The organism is Burkholderia sp. SIMBA_062 (assembly GCF_046534765.1).
Taxonomy (GTDB): Bacteria; Pseudomonadota; Gammaproteobacteria; order Burkholderiales; family Burkholderiaceae; genus Burkholderia; species Burkholderia ambifaria.
Map to the genome: position 1 here is coordinate 46,591 of NZ_JAWRYD010000032.1, position 13,690 is coordinate 60,280.

Here is a 13,690-nt window from a genome sequence, read left to right on the forward strand (position 1 = left end):
TGCTTCGGTTCAGGGGATGGCCGGGTTCAGGCCACGGAAGCGGCCGAGACGGACGACACGGCCGGCGCGGGCGTGGCCCGGATCTGTGCGAGCGCATCGCCGGCCGGCTTGTCGCGGCCGGTGGCCTGTGCAAAGCTGCGCCGCTCCCACTCGAAGCGGGCCCAGGCGCCGCCGGCCGTGTCGGGGCTCATTGCGCGCGTCGGCTCGTTGGCCAGCACGGTGTCGGCCACGCCCTGCTCGCGCAGCCAGGTGTCGTCGTAGACCGAATCGATGTAGCGGTGCCCCTCGTCGGGTGCGACGAACACCACGGTCTTGCCATCCTGCCGTTGCGCGCGCACCCATTCCGCCACCATGAAGGCCGCGCCCGAGGTCGGCCCGCAGTACAGGCCGTGATCGGCGTGCAGGCGCCGCGTGCTGGCATAGACCTCGGCTGGGGAGACCCAGTGCACCTCGTCGTAGCAGGCATGGTCGACATTGCCGGGGTGGATCGAATTGCCCAGCCCGCGCAGCGCCCGCTTGCCGACCGGCAGGCCGAACAGCACGCTGCCGAAGGTATCGACGCCAACCAGCCGGATCGAGGGGTCGGTCTCCCGCAGCGCCTTGATGGTGCCGCAAGTGGAGGCGCCCGAACCCACCGTTCCGACCACCACCAGGTCGCGCCCGAAGGCGGCGATCAGCTGCAGCGCGAAGGAGCGATAGGCCTGCTGGTTGTCGGGGTTGTCGTACTGGCGCGGCCAGAAGCCGCCGGGGTTGTCGCGTAGCTGTTCCTGCAGCGCTTCCAGGCGTAGCACCTGCACGTTCGAGCCCGAGGCGTCGGCGCCGACGATCTGCACGCGACCGCCCAGCTGCGCGAGGCGCGCCTGGAGTCGGGCGTCGATCGCCGCGTCGCTGACGATGTGGAACGGGATGCGCTTCTCCGCGCACACGATGCCGATGCCCATCGCGAACGTGCCACTGGAGGTTTCGAGCACCGGCATGCCGGGGTCGAGCTGACCCGAGGCCAGGGCCTTCTCGATGATGTACTTGGCTGGCACCAGCTTCATCAGGCGGAACGCGGCGGCAACCAGGCCGGGGCGCAGCGCGATCAGGTCCGGGTGGTCGAGCGAGGCGGAGACGCTGTCGTAGAGCCGGGCGTCGAGGCCGCCGGCGTGGTCGGGGATCGGGATCATGGTGTCGTTCATGCGATTGATTGTTCGAGCATCCACAGATAGGCGTTCGAATCGGCGCCGGTGCCGCGCACGGCCTTCTTCCAGCGCGTAGCGCGCGATTCGTAGGTGAGCGCGGCGTGAGACGCCGCGTCGGCGCTGCGATGGCACCGGTAGAACCACTCCACCCCGCTGGTGATCGCGAGCTTCAGCTCGTCAGCGAACTTGCTCGGCTCCAGCACGTGGCGCGGCAGCTCGACATGCGGGCCGCCCACCGGGCAGGACGCGGCCGGCGCGAATTCCAGAAGTTCGAGCCGGCCGGCGCGGTGCTTCCGGATTGAGAGCCGGAACGCGGCGCACGCGCCCAAGGTGATCGAGATCTGGTAGGTGCCTTCCGGCTCGTGGCCGGTGCTGCCCCCCCCCCCGCCCGGCAGCCGGTAGTAGGACACCGTGCCGCGCTCGATCTGCACGAATTCGACGCCGCGATAGCGAAGCATTGAGGCGTGGACGAAGTCGGTGATCAGCCACTGCTCGAGATCGGCGCGGTGCTCCCTGTAACAGATCAGCGGATGGGCGGCGACCATTTCGCCGAAGGCGCTGTCGAGCCGTTGCAGCCCGGCCGGCGTGAGCGCAGCGAACGGCATTTCCCGGTACAGCAAACGATGCAGTTTCATGCTTCCTCCCCGTTGTATACGCAGCGGTCGACGATGAGCTGACCGGCGCGGCAGCTGGCCGCCGCGCGGGGGGCCATGGCAGGCGTTCAGCAGATCGTGTCATAGACCCTCACGCCTCCATAGGCCGACAGCGCGTCGACGGCACGCGCCACGTTCAGCGCATGATCGGGCCGGCCCGCCTCGTAGAGGATCCCAGTGCAGGTCCCGCTGTGCGCCGTCACCAGCCCGATCCCGCCCGTCGCGGCGCTGACTTCCTGCACCGTCGCCAGGTGCCGCTTCGGATTTATCTTCTGGTTGATCTGGGCGCTGCGCGTCGACACGCGCCCGATCTCTGCTAGGTCGCGCGCCGCAAAGGCCGCCACGATCCGCTCCAGCAGGTCGTTGAACTCGCTGCGATGCTCGCGGTTATGGCGGTTGGCCCCGCCACCGCGGTGGTACTCGAGCGTGTCCAGCGTGCCGCCCTCGTCGAGCGAGACGATTTGCAGATTCGGCAGGCGGCCCAGCCGTGCGCGCAGCATGCCCTTGCGCTGCAGATAGACCACCGACTCCGCGAACATCACGCCGTCCGTCGGCTCGATGCCGCTCATGTCGCGGCACAGCTGTTCCAGCGGCAGTTCCCGGCCCAGATAGACTTCGATCGCGCGCGCTGTGGCCAGCAGGTCGGCCGAGGAACTGCTCAGACCCTTGCCGACCGGGATATCGCAGTCGATATGGAAGGTGCCCCCGACCGTTCTGCCGTGGCGCGCGAGGATCACACGCGCCAGCGCGGCGGCCTTGGTCTTGCCGCTGGGCCGCGTAACAATCTCGGAGCTGCTGTGATCGGGCACGAAGGTGCTGACCGAGAACTTGCGGATCGGCAGTGTGACGAGAAAGTCCGTCTCGTCCTCAATCAGCACGCCCTGCAACAGTTCGCCGAACGAGCAGTACGAGATGCCCGCCGCCGCATGCGGGGCAGGATTGAAGGAACGCATTGGTTCGGACATGAGCATGGTCGTCCCGTCAGCGGCCGCACTGGCGGGCGGCCAGCATCGAGCGCAGCCGCGCGAGCAGCTCGTCGAGAGTCTGGTCGCCGCACGAGCCGAGCGAGTCCTTGCGGGCCGCCATGCGTTCCACGGTGATGCGCGAGACGCCTTCGCCGAACAGCGGGCCGGCCTGTGCGAAGCACTCGTAGGGCGGCTCGGCTACGTCTACGCTGAGCGTGTCCGCGGCCTTCGCCAGCTCGCCCCACACGCGCTGCGCCTCGCGAAACGGCAGTGCCCGGCGCACCAGGTTGGCGTGCTCTGTGGGGATGATGTGACCGCCTAGTATGGCCGGGACCTTCACCGGGCGTTCCTGGTTCAAGTAATGCTTGCGGAAGTCCGAGATCTTGCGCTGGTGCAAGGTGGCGACGGATACGATTTCATCGAACGGCATGATCAATTTCCGATCTCGAATGTTGATTGAGGTGTTCGCGAACACCGGCGGGCACCATGTCCGTCCAAAGTTTCTCCATTCGCTGCAGGCAGGTCTGCTTGCTGGCGGGGTCGCCCACCGTCTCCCAGCCGGCAGGGAGGTTCCTACCGTCGAGCCATACCGAGTACTGCCCCTCCCTGCTCCTCACTACGAAATACAAATCGTCATCCATAGCTATTTCCCTGGAAAGGAATTGTGAAGGGCCTAATTTCGCCGCGAGAGCACCGCCACACCGATGTCAGGCGACACTAGGCCGCCTCCCGCCGAGTAAGCGCGAATCATCCCAGCGGCGACCGTGTGATGGGTCGCCTCGTCGATGAGCACGAATGCGCCCGTGCCGGGATGTGCATCGTAGGTGTCGCAGACGATTGGCTTCTGCAGCATCAGCGCGACACGGCCGATGTCGTTCATCTTCAGCTCCTGGCGGTCGGGCGCGTGCGACAGCGTATGCACGTCGAGCACTTCCTTGACCGCGCCGATCTTCGCGAACACCGTGCTCGTGGTCTGCTTCAGCAGATACTTGCGCTGCGGCGACAGCGGTGTCTCGTCGAGCCAGCACAGGTCGGCCTCGAGCTTCTTCGCCGGCTCGACCGGCTCGGCGGTCGTGACGAACATGTCGCCGCGCGACACGTCGACATCCTGCTCCAGGCGAATCGTCACCGTCTGGCCCGCGAATGCGTGCGCGACGGACGCGGTGCCGCCCGGCACCGGCGCGACGATCTCGGCGACCGTCGCGGTGCGGTTCGACGGCAGCACGACGATTTCGTCGCCGACCTTCACCTCGCCCGATTCGATCCGGCCCATGTAGCCGCGGAAATCGTCGGCCGAGCTGCCGTCCTGGCGTGCGACCCACTGCACCGGGAAGCGCAGCGCGTCATGCGCCTGCGTCTCGACCGGCAGCGACTCGAGCACGTCGAGCAGCGGCTCGCCGGCGTACCACGGCATGCGTTCGCTCGCGCCGACGATGTTGTCGCCCTTCAGCGCCGACACCGGCACGAAGCGCACGTCGGTCAGGCCGAGCTGCTTCGCGAGCGTGACGTAGGCGTCGCGGATCTCGTTGAAGCGCGCTTCGCTGTAGTCGACGAGGTCCATCTTGTTGATCGCGACGATCACGTGCTGCAGCGCGAGCAGCTTCACGATCGCGCTGTGGCGCTTCGTTTGCGGCAGCAGTTGCGCGACGCCGTTCTCGAGCGTCACACGCGTCGCGTCGACCAGGATGATCGCCGCATGCGCGGTCGATGCGCCCGTCACCATGTTGCGCGTGTACTGCTCGTGGCCCGGCGTGTCGGCGATGATGAACTTGCGCTTCGCGGTCGCGAAATAGCGGTACGCGACGTCGATCGTGATGCCCTGCTCGCGCTCGGCCTCGAGCCCGTCCGTCAGCAGCGCGAGGTCGAGCTCGTCGCCGACGGTGCGCTTGTTCTTCGCGCGCGACAGCGCGGACAGCTGGTCGGACAGTACGGCCTTGCTGTCGTACAGCAGGCGGCCGATCAGCGTGCTCTTGCCGTCGTCGACGCTGCCTGCGGTGATGAAGCGCAGCACGCCGAGGTCTTCGGTGTTCTCGATGATGCTCATGATTTGAATGTCCTCGTGTGCTTCAGAAATAACCTTGCTTCTTGCGCTGTTCCATCGCGGCTTCGGACGCCTGATCGTCCATCCGGGTCGCGCCGCGTTCGGTGATCTCGGTCACGGCCGTCTCGGCGATGATCTTCTCGACGTCGTCCGCATCGCTCGCCACCGGGCACGTGCAGCTGATGTCGCCGACCGTGCGGAAGCGCACCTGCGCGATCTCGCTCGTCTCGCCTTCACGCATCGGCGTGAGCGGCGTGACGGGCACGAGCAGCCCGTTGCGGCGCACGATCTCGCGCTGGTGCGCGTAGTAGATCGACGGCAGTTCGAGGTTCTCGCGGGCGATGTACTGCCACACGTCGAGTTCGGTCCAGTTGGAGATCGGGAACACGCGCAGGTGCTCGCCCTTGTGCAGGCGCGCGTTGTACAGGCTCCACAGTTCCGGGCGCTGCGCCTTCGGATCCCACTGGCCGAATTCGTCGCGGAACGAGAAGATCCGCTCCTTCGCACGCGCCTTCTCTTCGTCGCGGCGCGCGCCGCCGATCAGCGCGGTGTAGCCGTGCTGCTCGATCGTCTCGAGCAGCGTGACGGCCTGCGCGGCGTTGCGCGAATCGGTTTCGCGGCGCAGCACGACCGTGCCGCGCTTGATCGAATCCTCGACGTGGCCGACCACCAGCTCGGCGCCGAGTTCTTGCGCGCGGCGGTCGCGGAAGTCGATCACTTCCTCGTAGTTGTGGCCCGTGTCGATGTGCACGAGCGGGAACGGCAGCGTCGTCTTGCGGTTCGCGCCGAGGCCGAAGGCCTTCAGCGCGAGGTGCAGCACGACGACCGAATCCTTGCCGCCCGAGAACAACAGCGCCGGCTTGCTGCACTCGGCGACCAGCTCGCGCAGGATGTGGATCGACTCGGCCTCGAGCCAGTCGAGGTGGCCCATGCGGTTGTCGGCGCCGGCCGGCGATGCGAAGGCGGATTGTTCGAGCGTCGTGCTCATCGGAGACCTCCCCGAGTGGTCCGGCATGGGTTGATGGTGCGACGCCTGCTGCGCCTCGCCCAAGCGGTCGCGCTCATACGATCGACACGAGTTCGTCCGAGAACCGCTCGGCATCCTGCGCGAACGTGCCAAGGAAATCGTTGTTGTCATAGAAGGCCAACGCCTGGCGGAACATCTTGTCCCGACTTTCCCAACGGTTCTCCACGGGATATTGCGAGACACGCGCACGGTCGTCATGCGAAATGTGCAGCGCATGGCCCTCCTGGATGCGCGTGAGTCCCGCTCCGAGCGTGAGCCGCGAGATCATGTCCTGATCCTCCCATCCCCACCCGTGGAGGCGCCCGTTGTAGCCATTGATTGCCAGGAAATCGTCGCGTCGCACGAGCAGCAGCCCCGGCGCCTGGCGCGTGCCGTCCTGCGCGTCCTCCTCGTGGTCGACGATGGCCAGTTCTCGGCCGTTGCGGATCTTCACGTCGAGCCGATATCCGAATCGCACAACGTTTTTCGCTTGGCGCGAATTGCGCTCGGTCTCGCGCACCCCTTTCAGCGTCGCGAACAGGTCCGGTGCAGCACCCAAGCGCGCGACCAGCGCGGCGATCGCGGCTGGCTCGACGATGATGTCGCAGTCGCAGAAGAACAGTATGTCGTGCCGCGCGAAGTGGGCACCGAGGTTCTGGGCGCGCGTCTTGTGGAAATACGGCTGCTCGCGCAATTCGACGATCCTCACCGCGTCACGATGCGCATCGGTCTGGCGCGCGAGGGCCTCGGCGTCCCCGCCGAAGTTCACCACGATGACTTCGCCGCCGAGATGCCGTGCCGTCTCGACGAGCCCCGGCAGCGCGCCGTGCAGTTCGTTGCGGTTGCGCCACGTCACAATGATGGAAAGCATGGGTTCAATCTCCTCCGGCCGAAGGCCATGACATCGGTATGGATGTGCGGCCGCGCATCATGCGTGGCGCAGCGCGAAGTCCTTCAGGAAGGCCGTCAGTTGCCCCACCGCCTGCTCCGACACGGCGTTGTAGAGCGAGGCACGCAGGCCGCCGATCGATCGATGTCCGTTGAGCCCCGAGAACCCCGCCGCGGTCGCGAGTTCGAGACAGCGCGTATCCAGCCGCGCGTCGCGGAAACGAAACGCCACGTTCATGGTGGAGCGGCACTCGCGCTGTGCATGCGCATCCACCACTTCATGCAGGTCGTCGAGGCCGGCGTACAACTGCGCCGCCTTGCGCGCGTTCCGCTCCGCCATGCGCTCGACGCCACCCACCTCGTCGCGGATCCAGCGCAACACGCGCGCCATCACGTAGATCGCGAATACCGGCGGGGTGTTGTAGTTCGAGCCGTGGCGGATGTGGGTGCGGTAATCGAGCATCGGCGGCAACGTGTCAGGAATGCGGTCGAGCAATGCATTGCGGATGATCGCCACCGTCACGCCGGCCGGCCCGAGATTCTTCTGCGCATGCGCATACACCATGCCGTAGGCACCGACGTCGAACGGCCTGGACACGAAATCCGAGGACATGTCCGCCACCCAAGGTGCGCCGTCGTCGGCCGGCACGGCCGGAAACTGCAGCCCCTCCACGGTCTCGTTCGACACGAAGTGCCGATACGAGGCGCGAGGATGCCAGTGCAGTTCGGCGAGCTTCGGCAGCGCGCGGTAACCGCTTGTCGCGCCGTCCCAGACAGTGCGCATCTCCATCACGTGCGATGCCTCGTCGATGGCCTTACGGCTCCAGTAGCCGCCCGTAACGTATTCGGGCGGCGGCGCGCCCGGCACGCGAAAGTTCATCGGAATCATCGAGAACTGCAGGCTGCTGCCGCCCTGCAAGTACACCACGCTGTAATCGTCCGGAATGCGCAGCAGGGCACGCAGATCGGCTTCGCTATCCTCCAACAGCCGCGCGAACCACGTGGAACGGTGGCTCATGCCGAGCACTGACAGGTTCGTCTCAGGCAAGGCCACGACCGCCCGCCGCAACTCGTCGAGCACGCGGTCCGGCAGCGCGCCCGGGCCACCGGAGAAGTTCAGTTGATTCGGATGCATGGAGCACTCCTGGATCGTTGGATTACGCGATGACGGATCATTTCTCAAGAAAGCCCGTGGACGGACGTGATGCGCCGCGCCTGAGCATCGCGTTGAGCGGCTCGGAAAAGTGGCGGAATACGATCTGCGCGACCAGCGCCGCCGCGCAGAGATAGAACAGCAGCCACAGGGGCTTTGCATATAGCCCGACGTTTTCGCGCGTCACATACTCGCGCAGGATGCCGAGCACGACGATGTGAAACAGGTAGAGCTCGTAGCTGCGCTTCCCGAACCAGCGGATCATGCGCGCCACGCGCCACGTGCGCGCCGGCTGCGCGGGCGCCGCCTCGTGCTGGAAGCAGTACAGCATTACGGCGGTGCATGCAGCGACCGTCGACACACCCCAGACCACGTGCTGCATGATCGGACCCGACAGATAGGTCAGGGCGAGCGCAAGCCCGGCCACGGTCCGCAGTGCGACGCTGGTGCCGCGCGCGACGCGCCGTGCCGGCAACAGCGCCACGCAGCAGCCCATCGCGATTGCGTCGAAGCACGACAGATAGCCGTACAGCGCCACGATCTCGTCGTCGGCATGCAGGCTCCGGTAATACGGCGCGAACAGGATGGGCACGACGAGCCAAGCGCCGATGTAGCCTGGACGGCGGAGCACCAGGAACACGATCGGGAAGCTCAGGTAGAACACCTCCTCCACCGACAACGACCAGAGGATGTTCATCGCGTAATTAAAATAGCCGACCTGCGCCATCAGCGCGTTGTGCCAGAACGTCAGCACCGAGAACACTGCCATCGGCATGCTCGCCGTATCGGGCTTGTTCACGAACGAGCGCATGTCGAACCCGCTCAGCAACACCATGATCGCAAGCGCCAGGATCAGGCAGGGCAGGATGCGCGAGGCGCGGAAGCGATAGAAGGTGCCGGGCCGGATCTGCGTGGGCGAGCCGAACCGGCGCAGCGAGGTGGACGTGATCAGAAAGCCCGACACGGTAAAGAACATCGTCACGCCGTAGTTGCCATTGCGCGCAAGCGCCTTGATGGCGTCGGACAGCCAAGGAAGATCGAACGGCAGCAGATGCAGCCGATAGGTCAGATGGAAATGCAGGATCAGCACGAGCAGGATCGCAATGCCTCGGAGCATGTCCACGCCGTTGCTACGCTTGTCTTCATTCATTTTGTTTCCTGTTGTTTGGGCGGCGGCGACGCCATCGCTTGCAATTCGGCCCGGGTGCACAGCATTTGCCGCGCCACCTGCTCGACCGTCCCGATCGACCAGACGCACGGCAGCGGCGAGCCGGCCCGCGTGCCGGTGCGCACAGTGCCCGAAGCATCGAGTTCGACATGTTCTCGGGTGCTCCATTCGCGGTTCAGCGCGACGGCCGTCTCGACCGCGACGCCCGCCGGCATATCGAGCGAGAGCCGGCCCCCCTCGATCACGACCGGATAGCCCCCCGGTAGCCCGTTCGGGCCCGGAGCATGCCCGGCGTAGCGCGCCACGCGGCCGAGCAGCGCGGCGAGCAGCACGGCGCCGGTCGCGCCGGTGATGCGGTTCAGCGATGCGTCGCCGGGCAGCTGTGGATCCGGCAGCGCCTGCGCCTCGCACGCCTGCGTATCCACCCAGACGTGCGGCGCATGGTGGCGGCCATGTCCGGCGATCGCGGCGCCGACATGCCAGTGATGCGCGAGCATGCGCAGGCGGGCGCGGGGCGCCAGTTCCATCTCGGCGCGGTACGCTGCGGCAAGCGTCGCCACGTTGCCGATGCCGCACACGACATCGTGGCCGAGCCGCACGAGGATCTCGTTGACCGCGTCGGGATAGCAGGCATTGACGAAGCGGCTGCCGGGGGAATGCGCCGCGATCGCGCGCGCCACGCGCAGCGCGAGCACCACCTGCAGCGGCAGGGTCGCGCCGTAGCCCTGGGCGCGGATCGTCGCGGCCCAGGCATCGCGCCCGGCCGCGATTTCCCACATCGACTGCAGTGAGGCCACGTTGAACACCAGAGCCGGCCGGAGCGTGGCCAGCAGGCTGTCGAGCGCGCCCGCCGCATCCCAGTCCAGCTCACAGCCGACAACGCGATGCGGCGTGCCGTGCACCACGGCACGCGCGTTGGTGGCGTGCACGAGCCACGCCAGACGCGCTGCGTTGCGCCCGGCCAAGACGATCCGGAGCGGCGTCGAGCCGGCCGGCATCGTCGCGAGATCGAACAGCACGGCCTCGGCGAGCGAGCCGGTGCCCGTCACGAGCAGATCCGAGCTCATCGGCCCGCCTCGTAGGCGGCGCGCACCGCGCCACGCGGCGCGCGTCCGCGGCCCCGCAGCTCGCCGGCAAGGCGCGCGGCGATATCGTCCGCGGCGAGCCCGTGGCGCTTGAGCAGCACCTCGGTTGGCCCGAAATCGCCGCTCCAGCCGACCGGCCAGGAAAACACCGGGTCGCGCACCGCATAACCCTCGGCATGCAGCAGGTCGGCCAGGCCACCGCGGCGCGTGTGGTCGTCCACCACCCAAAGTCCGTCCACATCACGAAGCAGCGCAGCGAACGCCGCACCGGGGAACGGCGCGAGCCGCGTAAGATGGATCACGCCGGCATCGATTTCGTGCTCGCGCAGCCGGCGCGCGGCATCGAGCGCGACGTGCGTGAACAGCCCGCAGCTCACCAGCGCGAAACGCGCGCGTGAACCGATCCAGCGACATTCGGCGGGCTCGCCCGGCAGCGCACCAAACGGTTCGCGCGGGTAGCGCAGGTAGGCGGGTCGGCCCTGCGCGAGCACCGCGTCGACCACGAATCGCGTGTCCTCGTCGCAACCGGGCGTCCAGATATCGAGATTCGGCAGCGATGCGATCACCGCGATGTCGTTGAGCGCCTGATGGCTCTTGCCGTTCGGGCCGCCGCAACCTCCCGCGTGCGAGCCGACCAGCGTGACCGGCACGCCGGTCTGCGCGAGTCCGACGCGAATCTGATCGTAGGCGCGAAAACACAGAAAGGCCGCGAACGAGAACACCCACGGCCGCAACCCGCAGGCGGCCATGCCGGCCGCGGTCGACACCATCGTCTGCTCGGCGATGCCGGCCATCAGGAAGCGCTCCGGATACGCATGCGCGAAGCGATCCACGCCGTACGAATCGGCCAGGTCGCCGTCCACCACCCAGATCCGTGGGTCGTGCCGCGCCCGCTCGACGAGCGCCTGCGCGCAATGCGCAGCGGGCCTCATGCCACCTCCCCGGCCGCCATCACGGCGTCCCGGAACTGCGCCTCAGTCAGGCTCACGCAATGCGAAAGCCCGGGCGCGTCGGCGAACGCCGGAATGCCATGCCCCTTCTCGGTACGGGCCAACAGCACGCCGGGCTTGCCGCGCTGGATCAGCATGTCGCGCATCGCGGCCTCGAGACGCGCGGCGTCGTGCCCCGGCGCCTCGCTGACATGCCAGCCGAACGCCTCCCACTTGGGCGCCGCGTTTGGCAGCGGCGCGGACTCGACGCCCGGCATGTCGTGCCAGCCCATTTCCTGATAGCCGTTCAGGTCAAGTACCGCATGCAGGTTGTCGACGCCGTAGCGCGACGCGAGTTGCGCGGCCTCCCACACCTGCCCTTCCTGGCATTCGCCGTCGCCGAGCACCACCCATACGCGCGCGCCCGTGCCGCGCAGCGCGAAGGCCATGCCGAGCCCGACCGACAGGCCCTGGCCGAGCGAGCCCGTCGAAAAATCGATCGCGTCGAACAGCGTCATGTCGGGATGGCACGGCAGGCGGCCGCCGTGCTGCCCGTAACTGTCCAGTTCGGCCTCGGGCAGCGCGCCGACCGAGGCGAGCGTCGCATACAACGCGACGGATGCGTGCCCCTTCGATAGGATCAGGCGATCCGCGCGCCCCTGAGCGCGCCGCGCCGGATCGCGGTCGAGAATCCGGTGATGGAGCACCATCAGAGTGTCGAGCACGCTCATCGCTCCGCCGAAATGGCCGCCCTGCGCACCATGCAGCATCGTCAGCACGCGCCTGCGGCTCTCCCGTATCTGAATGTCGAGGTTCATCGAATCTCCCGGTTCTTGAAGTAAGCTCAGCGCAGCCGCGCGAGACTATGCGCGCTCAATAGCGCGTCGCAGCGGATGGTGCGCCAGCGGGCGTCGAACGCCGCCAGCGCGTCGGCATCGGCGCCGCGTACCGACATCACCTCGCGCGACAGACCCGAGCCCTCCTGCGCGTCCCTGCCCAGCGCCGCGACGATGGCGTCGCTGCAGGCCGCCAGGCTGGCCGGATCGGACACGATGCGCTGCAGCGCGGGAAGCGGCCCGGCCAACAGATCCTCGTACCAGATCAGCTCGGGTCCCACGCCGGCGCGATGTAGGCAGTCGAAGGCCTCGACCGACACCTTCAGCAGCTCGGCTAGCACCTCGCCGCGCTCGCCGAAGGCGCGCGAGGTGGAGCGCACCCAATCGTCCCGATCGCGGAACATGAATACGTAGCGCGCCTGTGCAAAGGCCTGCAGAAACACCTCGACCGCTCGGTTGCAGCGCGCCCGCAGCTTGATGACCGGCGCCCGCCCGCACGCAAGCGCGAGCCCGGACACTGCGGCGCGCACGACGCTCGGCCCCCAGCGCTGCAACGCAGCGAGCTCGGCGTCGTCATCGACGCAGGCGACGTTGGTCAGCACGTCCGGTTCCGAGATCGCCGGCTCTCCGGCGGCGGCCAGCAGACGCGACAGCAGCGTGGACCCGCAACGGCCGATCGAGAACACGAAGGTCGGCGTCAGGCCCGCAGCGTCGTCCCAGGCATCGAGCAGGTCGAACGGCACCTCGGCCAGCCACCGCACGTGGCGACGCTGATGCTGGTAGAGGAACGGCACGTCGCTCAACGCGGCATCGCCCTCCCAGCGGCCATAGACGAGCCGCGCTGCGCGCCAGTCCGCATACAGCGGCACGTAGCGTCCGCGCTCGGGCAACTCGGCCAGGGAGGCATGCCGAGCGACGATTCGGGCGTCGAAGTCGCCGGGACGCACCATGCGGGTCGAATCTGCATGACGCACCCGCTGTACCTGCTTCACGCATACCTGGCCGGATGATTCGGCGGATGTCATGGTTGCACTCCTGTCAGGATGGAGCCGGCCCTCGTCACCACAAGGCGCCGAGCAACCGCTGCGCTTCATCGGTGAAGCCCTCGCCGCCGTTGGTGCCGCCCGCGTACTCGCCGAACACCGGCCCCTTGTCCGAATCGAACAGATCGACACGAACGTGCTTGATGCCCGTCCAGCCGAGGTAATAGTCGGCGAGCTGCTCAGCCAGCGTGATCACGCGATCGAAGTGTGTCGGCCGCGCGATCTCACGCTCGATTGGCTGCGCGCTGTGATAGAGCGCAGCACGTTTCCAGTCGCGGTCGTAGTCGTATGCGACGCAGCCTAAGTCGTAGCCGACCGTCACGTAGTGGATGTATTCCACACGGCCGTGGAAGGTCAGGCACTTGAACTGCGACACGCACGGCGATCCGTCGCGGTTCTCGACCATCTCCTCGACGATCACGTGATTGTTCAGGCCTCGATAGCACCATTGGCGCGCGAAGAATGCGCGGATTTCCTCGGGCGCGAACACCGAACCGGTCTTCAGATCGGTACCGTGATCCATCAGCATCAGCACGCCAGTCTGGCAGCGCGGCTTGATCACGTAGCGCGGCGGCAGCGCGGCGAAATCGCAGGCGGCGACGTCGCCCTGGAAATACAGCTTCGGCAGATGTGCTTCGAACGCCTGCAGATGGCTGCGGCAGGTCAGCTTGCAGTCGAGCTGCGTCTCGCTCGCCACGCGCCGCATTTCCTCGGGCGTCGCACCGGCCAGGAATATGCC

General features: G+C 67.2%; 15 protein-coding genes. All 15 read right to left on the reverse strand.

The features are described 5' to 3' along the window. Positions 1–26: 26 nt before the first annotated feature. The 15 genes from SB786_RS27970 to SB786_RS28040 all read right to left on the reverse strand — a co-directional run bounded on the left by SB786_RS27970 (position 27) and on the right by SB786_RS28040 (position 13,687). A complete protein-coding gene (locus SB786_RS27970) occupies positions 27–1,181 on the reverse strand; it encodes a pyridoxal-phosphate dependent enzyme (RefSeq protein ID WP_410730305.1) in 1,155 nt (384 codons plus the stop codon). Further along, complete coding sequence (locus SB786_RS27975) at positions 1,178–1,819, reverse strand: hypothetical protein (RefSeq protein ID WP_410730306.1); 642 nt, start codon at positions 1,817–1,819, stop codon at positions 1,178–1,180. The genes SB786_RS27970 and SB786_RS27975 overlap by 4 nt, the downstream gene beginning before the upstream one ends. 86 nt (positions 1,820–1,905) lie before the next feature. Next, entirely contained in the window at positions 1,906–2,790 is an 885-nt protein-coding gene (locus SB786_RS27980) for a kinase (protein WP_410730337.1), read from the reverse strand. Between the two features lie 28 nt (positions 2,791–2,818). After that, a complete protein-coding gene (locus SB786_RS27985; RefSeq protein WP_410730307.1) occupies positions 2,819–3,232 on the reverse strand; it encodes a hypothetical protein in 414 nt (137 codons plus the stop codon). Next, positions 3,219–3,443, reverse strand: a complete 225-nt coding sequence (locus tag SB786_RS27990) for an MbtH family protein (protein ID WP_410730308.1) — start codon at positions 3,441–3,443, stop codon at positions 3,219–3,221. The genes SB786_RS27985 and SB786_RS27990 overlap by 14 nt, the downstream gene beginning before the upstream one ends. A gap of 32 nt (positions 3,444–3,475) precedes the next feature. Further along, the gene (locus tag SB786_RS27995; protein ID WP_410730309.1) at positions 3,476–4,846 is read right to left on the reverse strand and encodes a sulfate adenylyltransferase subunit 1; all 1,371 of its coding nucleotides are present in this window, start codon (positions 4,844–4,846) and stop codon (positions 3,476–3,478) included. Positions 4,847–4,868: 22 nt separating this feature from the next. Next, positions 4,869–5,831 carry a sulfate adenylyltransferase subunit CysD gene (gene cysD / locus SB786_RS28000; RefSeq protein WP_410730310.1) on the reverse strand — a complete coding sequence of 321 codons (963 nt, stop codon included), beginning with the start codon at positions 5,829–5,831 and terminating at the stop codon, positions 4,869–4,871. Between the two features lie 73 nt (positions 5,832–5,904). Then, the gene (locus tag SB786_RS28005; protein ID WP_410730311.1) at positions 5,905–6,720 is read right to left on the reverse strand and encodes a galactosyltransferase-related protein; all 816 of its coding nucleotides are present in this window, start codon (positions 6,718–6,720) and stop codon (positions 5,905–5,907) included. Positions 6,721–6,777: 57 nt separating this feature from the next. Further along, positions 6,778–7,872 (reverse strand): phosphoserine transaminase, encoded by a 1,095-nt coding sequence (locus tag SB786_RS28010; protein WP_410730312.1) that lies wholly within the window; start codon positions 7,870–7,872, stop codon positions 6,778–6,780. A gap of 37 nt (positions 7,873–7,909) precedes the next feature. Next, positions 7,910–9,040 (reverse strand): acyltransferase family protein, encoded by a 1,131-nt coding sequence (locus SB786_RS28015; protein WP_410730338.1) that lies wholly within the window; start codon positions 9,038–9,040, stop codon positions 7,910–7,912. After that, positions 9,037–10,125, reverse strand: coding sequence for a hypothetical protein (locus SB786_RS28020; RefSeq protein ID WP_410730313.1), 1,089 nt, complete (start codon positions 10,123–10,125; stop codon positions 9,037–9,039). The genes SB786_RS28015 and SB786_RS28020 overlap by 4 nt, the downstream gene beginning before the upstream one ends. After that, on the reverse strand, positions 10,122–11,075 hold the full coding sequence (locus tag SB786_RS28025; RefSeq protein ID WP_410730314.1) for a transketolase family protein: 954 nt from the start codon (positions 11,073–11,075) through the stop codon (positions 10,122–10,124). The genes SB786_RS28020 and SB786_RS28025 overlap by 4 nt, the downstream gene beginning before the upstream one ends. Continuing rightward, entirely contained in the window at positions 11,072–11,890 is an 819-nt protein-coding gene (locus SB786_RS28030) for a transketolase (protein WP_410730315.1), read from the reverse strand. The genes SB786_RS28025 and SB786_RS28030 overlap by 4 nt, the downstream gene beginning before the upstream one ends. A gap of 26 nt (positions 11,891–11,916) precedes the next feature. Then, a complete protein-coding gene (locus tag SB786_RS28035) occupies positions 11,917–12,933 on the reverse strand; it encodes a sulfotransferase family protein (RefSeq protein ID WP_410730316.1) in 1,017 nt (338 codons plus the stop codon). 34 nt (positions 12,934–12,967) lie between these two features. Further along, the gene (locus tag SB786_RS28040) at positions 12,968–13,687 is read right to left on the reverse strand and encodes an ATP-grasp fold amidoligase family protein (protein WP_410730339.1); all 720 of its coding nucleotides are present in this window, start codon (positions 13,685–13,687) and stop codon (positions 12,968–12,970) included. Positions 13,688–13,690: the final 3 nt, after the last annotated feature.